Origin of the sequence: Mycoplana sp. BE70, from assembly GCF_031455855.1 — a bacterium.
Classification (GTDB): Bacteria; Pseudomonadota; Alphaproteobacteria; order Rhizobiales; family Rhizobiaceae; genus Mycoplana.
In genome coordinates this window covers 425962-441170 of the sequence record NZ_JAVDTM010000001.1, presented here as the reverse complement: position 1 = coordinate 441170, position 15209 = coordinate 425962, and the positions used below count along the sequence as shown (strand labels likewise).

Genomic DNA, 15209 nt, shown 5'->3' with positions numbered 1-15209 from the left:
CGCTCACGCGTCTGCGCTCGGGGCCGGCCACAAGCGGGTATCGCGTGGGAGGGGTGAGAATTCGTGCCAGTGCGCCAGCTTCTCCCTGTAGCGGTGGTGGTATGGCTCCCTGTCTTCGAACGCGATGTGTGCCTGAATGAGTTCCGCGCCGATCTCGTAATAGACGTCGAGATTGAGCAGGTCCGGCACCGGCGTTTCGCCGCGTTCGGCCTCGCCCTGCATCTGCCAGAACAGTTCTTCCAGCCGGTGGGCCAGCGCTGGCATGTCGCGCAGGACAGAGGTGTCGCGGTTCTGAGCGAGTGTCTCGCGGACAGCCTCAAGGCTCTTGCGATCACGAGCGAACGCTATGGCGCGCTGCACATATTCCTCCGGGGAAGCGCAAATCAGGTCCGGTATGCCGGCGGCAGCGACGATGCTGGCGCAGAAGCGGGCCGGGAAGCTCTTGCCGGCAACGGTCAGAACCGGCAATCCCATGGTGATCGCATCGGCGGCCGTGGAATGTGCGCCATAGGGGTGCGTGTCCAGGAACAGGTCGGCGAGTGCGATGCGGGCGAGATGCTTCGGGTTGGGCATCTTGCCGGCGAAGATGATGCGTTCGGCGGCGATGCCGGCCTCTTCGGCCTTCTGGCGCAGGCGCTTGTTGGCGCTCCCGTTCTCGCCGAGCAGCCAGAGGACGCTGTCGGGTGTGGCCGTAAGGATCGACAGCCAGCGCGCAAAGCACTCCTCGGTGATCTTCTGCATGCCATTGAAGCAGGCGTAGATGAACGCACCCTCCGGCAGGCCCGCTTCCGCCCGGGTCGGCCGTGCGGCGATCTCCCGCTTGCGGTCGATCGGTTGACCGCAGGCGATCCGCAGGACCTTCTCGGTGTAGTAGGTCTCGTTTTCCGCCGGGATGATATGATCGTCCGTGATCAGGTATTGATGATACGGGCTGGCCATGGAGCCCGGATAACCGCAGAAATTGACGATGACCGGGGCCGGTCGATAGGCGAAGATCGCCGTGCGGGCGTGCTTGGTGTATCCGTTGACGTCGATAAGGATATCGATCTCGTCGGCGGAGATCAGCTTTGCCGCGTCGACATCCGTGATCGTCGCGATATCGCGCCAGCAATCCACGGCGTTTCTGATCCTGTCGTGGGTCGGATCGTTGACGCACGGTTCCCCGCAATTATAGGCGAAAACCTCGACGCTGTTCTTGTCGTGCAGTTCCAGCACTTCGCTGAGCGCGAAACCGACGGCATGCTGGCGCAGGTCCGATGAAACGTAGCCGACCCGAAGGCGCTGGCCCGTACCCGACTTGCGCCGCGCTGACTTGCGCGGGACGCTGCTGATATCGGGCCGGCCGACCAACGATTTATTGTAGCGATAGGCCTTGGCAAGCTGGAAGATCGGGTCGTCTGCATAGCAGCCGAGCGTCAACGGCGAGAATGCATCGATCAGCTGGCGGGCAGTGACATGAGCCGATGCAACGAGGACCGGCCATTTGCACTGGTGCTGGCGGGTCGACAGCCAATGCTGAGCCGCTTCGGGTTTCGAAGGCTGCAGCTCGATCGCCTGCCAAAGCGCGGTTTCCGCCTCCTCGAGCCGGCCGGCGTTTTCCAGCACGCGCCCCGTGTGTTGGAGGGCCATCAGGCGGTGGCCCAGCTTCTCGGGGGTGATTTCGCTGGTCGCCTCTGCAAAGGCCAGCCATTGCCGCACGGCCTGGTCGATCTGGCCGCAGTCCTCGAAGGCGCGGCCGAGATTGATATAGGCGGGACCGAAGGCCGGATCCCGTCTCAGGCAAGCCTGCAGCGCATGGATCGCGCCGACGACGTCGCCCGTCTGGCGAAGCGCGACGGCGTAGTTGAAACAGGCCATGTGCAGCAGCGGGTTGCTGTCATTGAAGGCGATCCAGGTCTTGTAGAGCTCGACCGCCTGGGCGAGCAGGCCCGCCGTCGCCAAGGCCTCGGTCGATTGCAACAGGTCCGCCAATGACAGTTTCTGGCTGCGCGCCTGCTGGAACACGGTGACCAGAGGCGATGCCGGGTCTGGAGCCAAGGCGGTCTTTACATTCATGACGTCCCTCCGACGAGCGGCACGGAGCCGCAATTGCAGGCGCAGTGAAACACCTTGCGCTTATTGCCAGCCGGGCTTGTGCGGGGCTGGCTGTCGTGAGGGACGCTAAACGAGAACGGGCGACGCTTGCGCGCCGCCCGTTCCAGTGTTCCGGTGGAGGATGCGGTGCAGCCGAAGCCGCGCCCGCCGCCTTGCTGATTATTGGACGCCGGTTTCGGTATAGGCGGCGATGATCCAGTTGGCCTGGTCCTGCGTGAACGCCGTTTCCTTGCCGCCCGTCAGTTTGTCGAGCTGAGCGTCGGTCAAGGTCAGGAAATCGTTCTCCTGAAGGCCCTTGAGGGCGGCGCTGGACATCTCGGCGAGTTCGACGTCGGTGAAGCGGGCAATATCGCCATCTTCGAAGGCCGAAATCTGGGCCGACGACATTTCCTTGAGCTGGGCGCCGGTCAGGGCCGTGACCTGGTTATCGGTCAGCGCCACGATCTGGGCGGACGTCAGCGCCTTGACATGCTCTGCCTTCAGGCCAGCGATGATGCCGTCGTCAAGCGATGCCAGATGCGTGGGCGACAGGGCAGCGAAGGCCTTCGCATTGAGGGCGTTCACGTCGGCCGTGTTGAACGAGGCAACCTGGTCGGGGGTCAGGCCGGCGGCGCCGGCGGCACTGATGGCGCCGAGCTTGGCGGCATCCCACAGGGCGAAGCCATCCTTGTTGACGGCTGCGATCTTGCCTGCGTCGAGCGCACCGATCTGGGTCGCCGTCAGCGCGCCAGCCTGCGTATCCTTGAGTTCGGCGACGTTCAGGGCCTGGATCTGCTGCGAAGACAGGGCCGCGATCTTGGTGGCATCCCAGCCGTCGATCTCGTCGTTGGTCAGGACGCTGACCTGTGCCGTGGTAAGCGCCTTGATCTGGTCTACCGACAGCGCGCCGCCGCCGACACCGTCGAGCTGGGCGATGTTGGCGCCCAGACCGGCAACCGCCTTGGCGCTGAGAGCGCCGACGTTGGCAGCACCCTTCGTCGCATCGTTGAAGAGTGCGGCGATGTCTGCCGCTTCGAGACCGGCGGCGCCGGCGGCGCTCAGGCCTTCGAGCTGGCTGACGGTCAGCGCTGCGGCAGCCTCGTCCTTGAGGGCTGTGACCTGGGCCGCGGACAGCTTGCCAACCTGGTCCTTGCTCAGATTGACGACGGACGTTGCGCTGAACTGGTCGAGCTTCAGTGCAGCGACCTGCTTGGACGTCAGGCTGCCTACGTCGCCTGCGCTGAGCTTATCCAGATCTGCCTCCAGGAGCCCGCCGATCGTGTCCGTGGAAAGATAGGCGTATTGGCTGGCCGTAAGAGCCACCGCATCAGTCGTGTCGGTGTTGATCTCCCGCAACTGGCCGAGCGTCAGGCCAGCGAGAGCGCCGGTCGAAAGGTTGCTCAGTTTCAGCGAGCTGATTTCATCGTTGTCGATTACTGCAAGCTGGCTGGAGGAAAGCGCAGCGACCTGCTCATTTTTCAGAGCCGCGACGGCGGCGGTGTCGAGTGCCTTGACCGAGTTAGTGGAAAGACCCTTGATCTGTGCGGTGGACAGGTTCGAAACAAAAGTAGTGAGACCCATGAAAATATGCTCCAGGATTAAAGTTGGCAGACGCAATCACCCGCCTCACCTTCGATAATCCAAGGGGCTTCACGGCAAGGGTCTAAAGCCCTTGCGCATCGCGCGACGCTACCGTTCTCCCGGAGGCCGCCACCGGCATCCGCAAGCCCGGCACCGCCCTTGACCGGCGTTGGTGCTGGGTGAAACATGGCTCGCGCGAGCCAGCGCATTGGAATGGCATCATGCTTCCAGAGCAACGAATGTCTCTGATCCCTACGCCCGTGAAAGCAATCATCCCTCGACTGAATGCCATTTTGCCAGCAGCGGCGGCTCGAAAGCATCTTTGTCCGCGAGAGATTTTCGCTTCGTAAGGACCCTATTTGGTAGAGCTTAACTTTCGGTTAAAAATGCACCAAATGATTGTTTTTTCTGTCGCAACACGTCTCCACCCGAAAGCATGAACGGACCGCATGCTACATGCGATCCGTTCAATTCGTCTGCCGGGAAAAGCTGGTGATGCGATAGTCAGGGGCCGCCGAATTCGGTGTAGGCCGCCACCACCGCATCCACTTGCGCTTTGGTCAACGCCTGCGCCTGTGCGGTCGTAAAGCTGTCGAGTTGTGCCAGGCTCAGTCCGGCAAAGTAGGATGCGGACAGCCCCTTCACAGCACTGGAGCTGATGGCCGCGATCTCGTCGGTCGTGAAGGTCTTGATGTCCTCCAGCAGCATCGCCGCGATCTGCTTGCTGGACAGCGCGCCGATCTGCGTGCTGTTGAGAAGATCAATCTGCGCCGACGACAGTGCGGCGATTTGTTCCGACGACAGCGCCGCGATCTGGCTTGTTGTCAGGACCGCAATCTGGTCGCTCTTCAGCGCGGCTACGGCACCTGCGGAGAGCCGCGCCAGTGCCCGGGAGTCAATAAGCGAGATGTCATCCGCGGAGAAGGTCGCGAAATCCTCGGCCTCCAGGCCGGCGATCCCGGCCGATGACAGGGCCGCAATCTGGCCGCTCGTCAGTGCCGCCGCCTGATCGGTCGAAAGGGCGGCGATCTGGTTGCCCTTCAGCGCGGCAATGAAGGCCGTCGAGAGGGCGGCGGTCTGGGCCGTCGAAAGTGCCGTCACGTCGAAGCCGGCGACCTGGCGTCCGGTCAGCGCGCCGATCTGCGTCGTACTCAGCGCGCCCATCTGGCCGGAGGTCAGGTTGGCGAGCTGGGCGGTCGAGAGTGCCGCGACCTGCTCCAGTGTCAGCGCCGCGACCTGGGCGGTGGAAAGGGCGGCGACGGCGTCGGTGGACAGCCGCGCGAGCACGTGTGTCTTGATGTGTGCGATTTCGTCGGTCGTGAAGGTTGCGAGATCCTCGCCCTCCATACCGGCGGCGGCGGTGGCAGACAGTGCGGCGATCTGGCCGCTCGTCAGGACTGCTGCCTGGTCGGTAGAGAGGGCGGCAAGTTGGTTGCTTTTCAGCGCGGTGATGAAGGCCGTCGACAGGGCGGCGGTCTGGACGGTCGTAAGTGTCGTTACATCGAAGCCCGCGACCTGGCGTCCGGTCAGCGCGCCGATCTGCGCCGTGCTCAGCGCGCCCATCTGGCCGGAGGTCAGGTTGGCGAGCTGGGTGGTCGAGAGTGCCGCGACCTGCTCCAGCGTCAGCGCAGCGACCTGGGCGGTGGAAAGGGCGGCGACGGCGTCGGTGGAGAGCCGCGCCAGTGCCTGCGTTTTAATGCGCGCGATTTCGTCGGTCGTGAAGGTTGCGAGATCCTCGCCCTCCAGGCCGGCAATCCCGGCCGCCGACAGTGCTGCAATCTGGCCGCTCGTCAGGGCCGCTGCCTGGCCGGTCGAGAGCGCGGTGATCTGGCTGCCATTCAGCGCCGCGATGAAGCCCGTCGACAGGGCGGCGGTCTGGACGGTCGAAAGCGTCGTTATATCGAGGCCAGCGACCTGGCGTGCGGTCAGCGCGCCGATCTGCGCCGTGCTCAGCGCGCCCACCTGGCCGGTGGTCAGTGTGGCGAGTTGGGCGGTCGAGAGTGCTGCGACCTGCCCCGGTGTCAGCGCGGCGACCTGGGCCGTGGAAAGGGCGGCGATAGCGTCGGGTGTGAGGGCCGGCATTGCCCTGGCGTCGATCGCCGCAATCTCAGCGGTCGTGAAGGTCGCCAGGTTCTCGGGCGGCATGGCGCGCAACGCGATCGGCGTTAGAGCAGCGATTTGGTTGCTGGTGAGCGCTGCGGCCTGACTGGTTGAGAGCGCGGCGATCTGCGTGCTTCTTAGCGCTCCGATCACGTTCGTAGACAGGGCGGCGGTCTGGGGCGCCGAAAGGGCCGTCACATCGAGACCCGAGACCTGGCGCGACGTCAACGCGCTGATCTGCGCGGTGCTCAGCGCACCGAGCTGCCCGCCAGCAGACAGGGCGGCCGTCTGCGCGGCCGACAAGGCTGCGATCTGCGCGGATTTCAGTGCGCCCGCCTGGGCGGTGGAAAGGGCTGCGACAGCGGCGGTGGACAGGGCCGTCAGTGCATCGGGTCGGATCGCCGCGATTTCGTCGGTCGTGAAGGTCGCGATGTCCTCGGGCGACAGTGCACGGATTTCAGCGGCGGTGAATGCGCCGATCTGCGTGCTGGTGAAGGCGGCGATCTGATCGGTATCGAGCGCGGCGATCTGGCGTGAGTACAGCGCGGCAACCTGACTGGTCGACAGGGCCTGAATCTGCTGCGACGACAGGACGGCCAACTGGTCAACCGTCAGGCCGACGATGGCGCCCGCCGACACGGCGCCGATCTGCAGGGTGCGGACGTGTTGTGCGTCGATACTTGCAACCTGGCGCGAGCTCATCGCGCCGATCTGGTCAGCGCTGAGGGCGGCTACGTCCTGTGAAGACCAGGCTTGGATCGCAGCCGTGGAGAGGGCCCGAATCTGACTGATGGAGAGCGAGGAAACGGTCGATACCATGGGGCGTACCTTTAAATCGTAACGTCATTTCCTGATATCGAGAATGCACTGGCTCCTTCAGAGCCTTGATCCCCAAAATGGAAATCTGGATAAAAATACTGCGAGCACACGTCGAAAAGGTTGAAAATACATGGCTCTGAGGAGCCGCGCGCGGGAACGACATCATGTGTTCGAAGCCGGCGGCAGCCCCGAAATCCTGCGCTCAGAACGGGAAATCCCGTTGGGGGCTGGACCTGCCCATCGTTTCGCCAACGAATTGTTCGGCAAGATCCTCCCGGTAGGGAAAGAATTACCCTGAAGGTTCTTAACGCTTGGTTAACGCTCTGTTCGGGACGTCGACGGGGTGCCCGTATCCTCTCCTCGTGCGATCACGATGATTTGCGCATTCGCCATTGTGGGAGACGTCGAACCACGAAAACGGATTTGAGATAGGTTCGGCATGTTGCAACCGACATGCTCATTTTATCAGCAGCGCTCTGTGAGCTGGAGCATGCACCAGGCTCGCGACACGCGCCTTCTGAACGGTGAGCCCGAGGGCACGTGCGCGGCGAAGCGGATTGCTCGCACGATCAGCGGAGCTGCGCCGTCAGTTCCGAGCGTGGCTATACGCGTTTTGGGCTCCTGAGCCGTCACGGTGTCGGCGAGGCAGGCCTTGACGAGGCTATCGAGCTTTTCCTGATTTGAAGGCTTGTGTGGCCGTAGGTGATGTCCTTTGACCACTTTCCTGCATCCCCCCGATGCCCTCTCCCTTGTCACTCGATGGGTACCGCCAGGCTGACTTTCACTCGGTCCATGACGACAAGTGTGTTGAAGCGTTTGATGTTCTTGTTGTTGAATAGGAAATCATTGGTGAAGGTCTCGTAGTCGCTCATGCTCTTGACGGCGACGATGAGAATGAAGTCGACCTCACCGGTGACGTAGTAGCATTGTATAACTTCAGGTGTCGCGCGCATCATCTTCTTGAAGTCGCTCATGATGTCCGGCCGTTCGCGCTCGAGCGAGACCTCCACCACCATTGTGAGCCGATGCCCGACCGCTGCCGGTGAGACAACGGCAATCTCGGCTTCTATCACCCGGGATTCGCGGAGCCGGTTGAGGCGGCGCAGGCACGCCGACGGCGAGAGGCCAACGGCCTCGGACAGCTCCTGCGCGGTCCGCCGTGTGTCTGTCTGCATGAGATTGAGAAGTTTAGCGTCGAAAGCATCTAGCATCTGTCGCCCCTTTTTTGCGTTATTCGCGTTTTGGCGCAAATCTTTCTCGCAAATAGTCAATGTTTGATAAATTTCCGCGCGGCTTCTCTCTATCCTCAAAATTGAACATCGAATCTAGTTTCCACCGCCAATGCGCTGGCCGCGCCGGAGTTCGAAATGACGGGAATGCAACTATCACGCGATAAATTGCTTGAAGCGTATCGCATGATGCGGACGATCCGCATGTTTGAGGATCGCGTCAGCGCCGAGATGGCGAGCGGCGACATCCCGGGCAACACGCATCTCTACGCGGGTCAGGAGGCATCCGCCGTGGGGATCTGCCTCCATCTTACCCCGGACGATCACATCGCCTCGACGCACCGCGGCCATGGCCATTGCATCGCCAAGGGATGCGATGTCGACGGCATGATGGCCGAGATTTTCGGCAAGGAAAGCGGGATTTGCCGGGGCAAGGGTGGCTCGATGCACATTGCCGATCTCTCGAAAGGCATGCTTGGTGCCAACGGCATCGTCGGCGGCGGTCCGCCGCTCGCCTGCGGAGCGGCTCTGACCGCTCAGGTTCTCGGGCGCAGCGATGTCTCCGTCGCATTCACCGGCGACGGGGCGATCAACCAGGGCACAACCGCCGAAAGCATGAACCTCGCGCAGGTTTGGAAACTTCCCGTGATCTTCGCGGTGGAGGATAACGGGTTTGGCGAGGCGACGGCGAGTTCCTTCGTTGTGGCTGGCGAAATCGTCAAGCGTGCAGAGGCGCTCGGCATGGCTGCCATCAAGGTGGATGGCGTCGATTTCTTTGCCGTCCACGACGCTGCCGGTGAGGCCGTCGCCCGAGCCCGCAGGGGGGAGGGGCCGACGCTCCTTCACATCGAAACACCGCGATACTACGGCCACTTCAGCGGTGATCCGGACAATTACCGTACCGCTGAGGAAAAGCTGGCGATGCGCCGCGACCGCGACTGCCTGACCATCTTCCGCCGCCGGGTCGGTGAAGCGCAGCTTCTCGCCGAAAGCGACTTGAACGCGGTCGACGCGGAGGTTCAGGCCCTGATCGACGGCGCCGTCAAGGCAGCCAGGGGCGCTCCACAACCTTCTCTCGATACACTCACCACAGACGTCTACGTCCGTTACGCCTGAGCGAGATCAAAATGCCGCAAAAATCTTTCCGTCAGGCCCTCAATGAGGCCCTCCACCACGAAATGGCGCGCGATCCCAAGATGATCGTGCTCGGCGAGGACATCGCAGGCGGTGCCGGCGCGTCCGGCCAGCAGGATGCCTGGGGTGGCGCTTTCGGCGTCACCAAGGGGCTGCTCGGCGCATTCGGCCCGACGCGCGTGCGCGATACGCCGATTTCCGAGAGCGCATTCGTCGGGGCTGCGGCTGGAGCCGCGGTCACCGGATTGCGCCCGGTTGTCGAAATCATGTTCGTCGATTTCCTCGGTGTCTGTTTCGACCAGATTTTCAACCAGGCAGCCAAGTTCCGCTACATGTTCGGCGGCAAGGCGGTGACGCCGTTTGTCCTGCGCGCCACCTTCGGCGCGGGCACGCGTTCGGCGAGCCAGCACAGCCAGGCGCTCTATCCGATCTTCACCCATGTGCCGGGTCTGAAGGTGGTGATCCCGTCGAATCCCTACGACGCCAAGGGCCTCTTGATCCAGGCGATCCGCGACGACGATCCGGTCATCTTCCTGGAGAACAAGGTGCTTTACGACACAGTGGGCGAGGTGCCGGACGGTGCGTATGTGGTGCCGTTCGGTGAAGCCAACATCGTGCGGGAAGGAAGTGACGCGACCATTATTGCGATCGGCCGCATGGTGCACTTCGCGCAGGAGGCGGCCAGGATTCTGGCCGCGGAAGGCATAGACTGCACGGTGGTCGATCCCAGGACGACATCGCCGCTCGACGTGGACACCATCCTCGAAACGGCGGAAGAAACCGGCCGCGTCGTCATTGTCGACGAAGCCAATCCGCGCTGCGGCATGGCCGCCGATATTTCCTCCATCATTGCCGAGAACGCCTTCGGCGCGCTCAAGGCCCCCATCATGAAAGTGACGGCGCCGCACACGCCGGTGCCCTACGCGCCCAATCTCGAAGCGGCGTATCTGCCGGATGCAAGGCGGATCGCAGAAGCCGTACGCAAGACCATGGCTTACAGGAAATAACGATCATGACCATCCAAGCGATCACGATGCCCAAGTGGGGCATGACCATGACTGAAGGCCGCCTTGCCGCTTGGCTCTCACAGGAGGGCACGCGTATCTCGCTCGGCCAGGAGATCATGGAAGTCGAGACCGAGAAGATCACCAATGTCGTCGAAAGCCAGGTGGAGGGCCTGCTTCGCCGGGTCGTTGTCGATCAAGGCGCAACCGCGCCGGTGGGGGCCCTCCTGGCCGTCGTGGCGGAGATGAGCGTCCCTGAAGGCGAAGTCGAGGCTTTTATCGCCAGCTATGCCGGACGCGCCGGCTCATCCGATGCCGACGGCGCGGGCGATCCGAGCCCGCGCCTGGTCGAAGCTGGACCGCACCGGCTCAATGTCCTCAGCCTCGGCGGCGGCGAAGCGACACCCGCCGTGCTCATCCATGGATTTGGCGGCGACGGCGGAACGTGGCTGTTTACCCAGGACGCCCTTGCCCAGAACCGCCCGGTCCATGTGATCGACCTGCCGGCGCATGGCGGATCGGCGCCGACCGTGCCGTCCGGCAGGGTGGAGGACATGGCGGCCGCGATCATCGATGCATTGGATGCACTGGGGATCGCCAAGGCGCATCTGGTCGGCCATTCCCTCGGGGGTGCGGTGGCGCTCTCGATTGCGGCTTCGGCACCGGATCGCGTCAGTTCCCTGGCGCTGGTGGCGCCCGCTGGTCTCGGCCCGGAAATCTCCACCGACTACATCGAAGGGTTCCTCGCAGCGGATCGGCGCAAACCGATGAAGGAGGTTCTCTCCAAGCTCTTTGCCGAGCCGGATGCCATGAGCGCCGAGATGGTGGAGAATGTTCTGCGCTTCAAGCGATTGGACGGCGTGCCCGAATCGCTCGAGGCGATATCCGGAAACCTGGTCTCTGGCGGCCGTCAGGCCCTCGACCTTCGCGCCTCGCTCGCGCAGGTCAACGCGCCGGTGCTGGTCGTCTGGGGCGAAAAGGATGCCGTCATTCCATCCTCCCAGGCCGACGCACTGCCAGGTACCGTCAAGGTCGAGCGCATCGCCGATGCCGGTCACATGCCAATGATGGAAGCTGCGGCGGCGGTGAACCGCCTCCTGTCTTCCCACCTGGCCGGAGCGGATGGCTGACGATGCAGGCGCTGACTGGATTGCCGGGACTGCGGGGCGCCGAGCATATCGGAATAACGGTTCCTGATTTCGACGCCGCGATCGACTTTTTCGTGCGCGTGATCGGCTGCGAGTTCGTTCTCGACGGCGGCGCCTATTCCGATCCGGACTTTATGGAGCGCCAGATCGGCGTCGACAGGCGGTCCAGTTTCCGCTGGGGGTTCGTGCGTTGCAAGAGCGGCCCGAACTTCGAGATCTTCGAGTACACGGCGCCTGACCAGGTGGCGTCGCCGCCGCGAAACAGCGACATCGGCGGCCATCATATCGCGTTCTATGTCGATGACATCGATGCAGCCGTCGCCCATCTCCGCCGAGAGGGCATCAAGGTCCTTGGAGACATCCAGCGGATCGACAGCGGACCGGCGCAAGGTTCGTTGTGGGTCTACTTCCTGGCGCCGTGGGAAATGCAGTTCGAACTGGTGAGTTATCCGTCCGGCAAAGGAACGGAAGGTTCGCCGGCGCGAAGGCTGTGGCATCCGGCATTCCCGGAACGCTAGGGCCCAGGTCATGCAGAGCCCAAGATCCCGCCCAATCGAGTGATGTTGATGATTGACTACAACTTCCTGAGATCGCTGGATTTTTCCGTTTCATGGACCTATCTGCCCGTGCTCTTCGGCGGGCTCTTGACGAACATTCTGCTCACAGTGATCGGGTTCCTTTGCGGCGGCGTCACTGTCGGTACGGTACTGGCGCTGGCCAATCTCTCGCCCAGACGGCTCGTGCGCTGGCCGGCACTAGCTTTCGTGGAGTTTTGGCGGTCGACGCCTCTGCTCGTCCAGGCGATCTGGATCCACTTCGCGGTGCCGGGGCTGACTGGCGTCGCCACAACCCCTTTCCAGAGTGCCTCTATCGCTCTGATATTCAACGTTGCCGCCTATTGCAGTGAAATCATCCGCGGCGGCATTCAGGGGGTCGGCAAGGGGCAGTTCGAGGCAGCGCATGCACTCGGGATGCGCGCCTATGCGACCTGGCGAAAGGTGATCCTGCCGCAGGCGGTCCGCCTTATGCTTCCGCCTCTCGTCGGCACGATCATCAGTATCTTCAAGGCCACGGCGATCCTGTCGATCCTGGCGATCGACGACCTACTCAAGACCGCCAGCCGGCTGTCGACCTTCACCTTCCAGCCTGTCGAGATCTACACGACCGCGGCGTTGCTCGCCTTCGCGGTGGGCGCGGTGATCAGCGTATCCGGCTACTACGCCGAACGGGCGCTCAAGCGAGGAGCCTCGCATGGATATTGAGCTGGTCCTCCGCAACAGCGGGTCGCTTCTCGACGGTGCGAAAGTGACACTCGCGATCGCGCTGGTGGGCGCGACCATCGCGCTCACCTTCGGCAGTGCGATCTGCGCCCTGCGCATCTCCAGGTCGGCCGTCTTCCGTGCGTTCGCGCGGGCGTACATCCTGTTTTTCAGGATCACGCCGGAAGTCATAATGATCTTCTGGGCGTACTATTGCATCCCGCTGATCTTCGACGCCAACGTATCCGGGTTCTGGGCCGGATCGGTCGTGCTCGGGCTGATCGGCGCCGCATTCCTGGCCGAGATATTCCGCGCGGGAATCGAAGCAGTCCCCAGGGGGCAGAAGGAAGCGGCGGAGTCCCTGGGGCTGAAGGCGTTCCCCAAGTGGGCGGTAGTCATCCTTCCGCAAGCGTTCCGGTTCGTCATCGCGCCACTGGTGAACTATTTCTCGGAATTCCTGAAGAATACGACGCTTCTGTCCGCCATCGGCGTCATGGATCTGTCTCTTCAGGCCTATCTGCTCGGGGGTAGGACATACCAATACATCACATTCCTTTCGGTCATCGCGATCATCTACTTCGCCATGATCTTCCCTGTCACCCTCTATGCCCGGCAACTCGAACGACGACTGGGTAGCCAAGGCGCGCGTTCGCGTCCCGCCAGGGCGAGCTTCTTCAGTCTGCTGAAGGTTCCGCGAGAAGCGACCTGACCACGTACCGGCCTAAATAAATCCATCAAAAGGGGAATGGAAATGAAGCAACTGATGCGGATACTGGGCTTGTTCAAAGCACTTCTGGTTATTGCGGTGGCCTTGGCGGCGGCGCCGTCCTTCGCAGGCGATCTTGTGAAGGAGATCAAGGAGCGAGGGGTCTTTCGGGTGGGCATGGCGGAGAGCCCGCCTTGGCAGTCGCCGAACCCGACCACCGGCAAATACGAGGGCTTCAACGTCGATCTCGCCGAACAGGTGGCCAAGGTTCTCGGGGTTCAGCTTGAAATCGTTCCCAACACATGGGCCACGATCATCCCGGGGCTCGAGGCTGGCCAGTACGATGCCGTTTTCGCCAATCTCTTCGCGACGCCGGAGCGGGCGATCGTCGTCGACTTCACCGAACCTTACTTCACCTATGGCTTCCACGTCATCGTGAACGCCAAGTCCGGCATCACCACGATGGATAACCTCAACTCGCCTGAGGTGACCTTCGTCGGCGAGAGCGGGACGGTCGAGGAAAGCTATCCTAAGGAATTGTACCCGCAGGCCAATGTGCGCGGCGTCGTGACCAACGATATCGCCGCATGGATCGGCGAGGTTGCTTCGGGGCAGGCCGACGCCGCATTCATCGATCCCGGCACGTTGCGGCTGTTGCAACTGCGCAGCCCGGCGCTGGCCTCGCGGCTGACTGTCCTCAACGGCGAGGACACCTTGGTCAAGCCCGTCGGCCTGGCATACGCCATCCGGCCCGGCGAGCAGCATTTCCTGAACTTCCTCAACACCTTCATCCGCGATGTCGTCCGCAACGGCGAGAACGTCAAGTTGCGCGACAAGTGGTTCGAGGAACTGGCCAAGCGGTCGTAATTCGAGACCGGGCCAGGTCAATGAAATCCGCCTGGCCCAATTCTGGAGAAATGAATTCATGGAACTCAAGCGCTTCGTCGCACGGGCAGTTCAAAACGCCCACTCTGATCGCTCCCGGCCTTATGGGGAAACCGAGCGACGCGTCCTAAGCCAGGACGGCTTCCGCAAGGTCCACGCCGAGATCTCGTCCTGGCCGGGATATCAAGAAACGCCCTTGATCCCATTGCGGGGCATGGCCGGCCGGCTCAATGTCGGACAACTCTTCTACAAGGACGAAGGCCAGCGATTGGGCCTCAAGAGCTTCAAGGCGATCGGTGGCGCCTATGCGGTGCTGGCGATCCTGCAGAACCACCTTGCGGCCAACGAGATCGCCGAGCATGTCACTGCGGCCGAGCTAATCGCCGGCAAACATCGCGAGCATGTCGAGCAGGTGACGGTGTCGGCCGCGACCGACGGCAATCATGGCCGGTCGGTGGCCTGGGGCGCCAAGATGTTCGGCTGCGCCTGCGTCATCTACCTTCATGAACATGTCAGCCTCACGCGTGAGCGCGAGATTGCCCGCTTCGGCGCCCGTATCGTCCGGGTGAAAGGACACTACGACGATTCGGTTCAGGCATGCGCCGCCGACTCTGTCGCCAATGGCTGGCGGCTGGCGGGCGACACGTCGGAGGAAGCCGGTGCGCGTGTTCCCGTGCTGATCATGCAAGGCTACACCATCGTCGCCGACGAGATACTGGCGCAGCTTGGCGACAGCAGGCCGACGCACGTCTTCGTCCAGGCCGGCGTCGGCGGGCTCGCGGCGGCGGTCGCTGCGCATTACTGGGAGAAGCTGGGCGCCGAAAGACCGCAGATAATCGTCGTGGAGCCGCATCGCGCAGATTGCGTCTTCCGCAGCATCTCGGCGGGCGTGCCGACACCGGTTCCGGGCGACACAGACACGGTCATGGCCTGTCTTGCTGCGGGTACGGTTTCCGCCCCGGCGTGGATCATTCTGAAACATGCCGTCGACGGCGTAATCACGTTGCCAGAAGAGGCGGCGCCCGATGCCATGCGGGTTCTTGCCGATGGCGTCGATGGTGACCCAGCCATTGTCGCGGGTGAATCCGGTTGCGCTGCCACCGCCGGTCTGATTGCGGCCGCACTCGATCCTGAGCTGCGCGAGAGGTTCGCCATCGGGCCGCAATCCCGCATCGTCGCGATCGGCAGCGAGGGTGCGACCGACGAGGAAGCATACCGGCGCATCGTCGGACGCGCTTCCGAGACCGTCGCGGCCTGAACCGGAGGACATC

The 15209-nt window shown here is 62.9% G+C and carries 12 protein-coding genes; 8 read left to right on the top strand and 4 right to left on the bottom strand.

Annotated features, from left to right (window positions below; all coding sequences use genetic code 11):
• Window positions 1–3: 3 nt before the first annotated feature.
• The 4 genes from J2Y48_RS02120 to J2Y48_RS02105 all read right to left on the bottom strand — a co-directional run bounded on the left by J2Y48_RS02120 (window position 4) and on the right by J2Y48_RS02105 (window position 7784).
• Entirely contained in the window at window positions 4–2055 is a 2052-nt protein-coding gene (locus tag J2Y48_RS02120; protein ID WP_310411978.1) for a glycosyl transferase, read from the bottom strand.
• A gap of 198 nt (window positions 2056–2253) precedes the next feature.
• The gene (locus J2Y48_RS02115; RefSeq protein ID WP_310411976.1) at window positions 2254–3654 is read right to left on the bottom strand and encodes a hypothetical protein; all 1401 of its coding nucleotides are present in this window, start codon (window positions 3652–3654) and stop codon (window positions 2254–2256) included.
• A 504-nt stretch (window positions 3655–4158) separates the two neighbouring features.
• Window positions 4159–6573 carry a hypothetical protein gene (locus J2Y48_RS02110; RefSeq protein ID WP_310411974.1) on the bottom strand — a complete coding sequence of 805 codons (2415 nt, stop codon included), beginning with the start codon at window positions 6571–6573 and terminating at the stop codon, window positions 4159–4161.
• 752 nt (window positions 6574–7325) lie between these two features.
• A complete protein-coding gene (locus tag J2Y48_RS02105) occupies window positions 7326–7784 on the bottom strand; it encodes an Lrp/AsnC family transcriptional regulator (RefSeq protein WP_310411971.1) in 459 nt (152 codons plus the stop codon).
• 156 nt (window positions 7785–7940) lie between these two features.
• Here J2Y48_RS02105 and J2Y48_RS02100 point away from each other — a divergent pair, with 156 nt between their 5' ends.
• Genes J2Y48_RS02100 through J2Y48_RS02065 form a run of 8 tightly spaced genes read left to right on the top strand, consistent with a single transcriptional unit; the run spans window position 7941 to window position 15196 of the window.
• A complete protein-coding gene (locus tag J2Y48_RS02100) occupies window positions 7941–8918 on the top strand; it encodes a thiamine pyrophosphate-dependent dehydrogenase E1 component subunit alpha (RefSeq protein WP_310411968.1) in 978 nt (325 codons plus the stop codon).
• Window positions 8919–8929: 11 nt separating this feature from the next.
• Entirely contained in the window at window positions 8930–9943 is a 1014-nt protein-coding gene (locus tag J2Y48_RS02095) for an alpha-ketoacid dehydrogenase subunit beta (protein WP_310411964.1), read from the top strand.
• Between the two features lie 5 nt (window positions 9944–9948).
• Window positions 9949–11070, top strand: a complete 1122-nt coding sequence (locus tag J2Y48_RS02090) for an acetoin dehydrogenase dihydrolipoyllysine-residue acetyltransferase subunit (protein WP_310411961.1) — start codon at window positions 9949–9951, stop codon at window positions 11068–11070.
• Between the two features lie 2 nt (window positions 11071–11072).
• The gene (locus J2Y48_RS02085; protein ID WP_310411958.1) at window positions 11073–11606 is read left to right on the top strand and encodes a VOC family protein; all 534 of its coding nucleotides are present in this window, start codon (window positions 11073–11075) and stop codon (window positions 11604–11606) included.
• Between the two features lie 48 nt (window positions 11607–11654).
• The gene (locus J2Y48_RS02080; protein ID WP_310411955.1) at window positions 11655–12350 is read left to right on the top strand and encodes an amino acid ABC transporter permease; all 696 of its coding nucleotides are present in this window, start codon (window positions 11655–11657) and stop codon (window positions 12348–12350) included.
• Window positions 12340–13056 (top strand): amino acid ABC transporter permease, encoded by a 717-nt coding sequence (locus J2Y48_RS02075; protein WP_310411952.1) that lies wholly within the window; start codon window positions 12340–12342, stop codon window positions 13054–13056. Before J2Y48_RS02080 ends, J2Y48_RS02075 begins: the two co-directional genes overlap by 11 nt.
• Before the next feature lie 42 nt (window positions 13057–13098).
• Entirely contained in the window at window positions 13099–13920 is an 822-nt protein-coding gene (locus tag J2Y48_RS02070) for a transporter substrate-binding domain-containing protein (RefSeq protein ID WP_310411950.1), read from the top strand.
• 58 nt (window positions 13921–13978) lie between these two features.
• The gene (locus tag J2Y48_RS02065; protein WP_310411947.1) at window positions 13979–15196 is read left to right on the top strand and encodes a diaminopropionate ammonia-lyase; all 1218 of its coding nucleotides are present in this window, start codon (window positions 13979–13981) and stop codon (window positions 15194–15196) included.
• Window positions 15197–15209 lie beyond the last annotated feature (13 nt).

Coding starts and splice junctions, on each gene's coding strand:
- J2Y48_RS02120 (WP_310411978.1), bottom strand. CDS start 2,055: ATGAATGTAAAGACCGCCTTGGCTCCAGACCCGGCATCGCCTCTGGTC.
- J2Y48_RS02115 (WP_310411976.1), bottom strand. CDS start 3,654: ATGGGTCTCACTACTTTTGTTTCGAACCTGTCCACCGCACAGATCAAG.
- J2Y48_RS02110 (WP_310411974.1), bottom strand. CDS start 6,573: ATGGTATCGACCGTTTCCTCGCTCTCCATCAGTCAGATTCGGGCCCTC.
- J2Y48_RS02105 (WP_310411971.1), bottom strand. CDS start 7,784: ATGCTAGATGCTTTCGACGCTAAACTTCTCAATCTCATGCAGACAGAC.
- J2Y48_RS02100 (WP_310411968.1), top strand. CDS start 7,941: ATGACGGGAATGCAACTATCACGCGATAAATTGCTTGAAGCGTATCGC.
- J2Y48_RS02095 (WP_310411964.1), top strand. CDS start 8,930: ATGCCGCAAAAATCTTTCCGTCAGGCCCTCAATGAGGCCCTCCACCAC.
- J2Y48_RS02090 (WP_310411961.1), top strand. CDS start 9,949: ATGACCATCCAAGCGATCACGATGCCCAAGTGGGGCATGACCATGACT.
- J2Y48_RS02085 (WP_310411958.1), top strand. CDS start 11,073: ATGCAGGCGCTGACTGGATTGCCGGGACTGCGGGGCGCCGAGCATATC.
- J2Y48_RS02080 (WP_310411955.1), top strand. CDS start 11,655: ATGATTGACTACAACTTCCTGAGATCGCTGGATTTTTCCGTTTCATGG.
- J2Y48_RS02075 (WP_310411952.1), top strand. CDS start 12,340: ATGGATATTGAGCTGGTCCTCCGCAACAGCGGGTCGCTTCTCGACGGT.
- J2Y48_RS02070 (WP_310411950.1), top strand. CDS start 13,099: ATGAAGCAACTGATGCGGATACTGGGCTTGTTCAAAGCACTTCTGGTT.
- J2Y48_RS02065 (WP_310411947.1), top strand. CDS start 13,979: ATGGAACTCAAGCGCTTCGTCGCACGGGCAGTTCAAAACGCCCACTCT.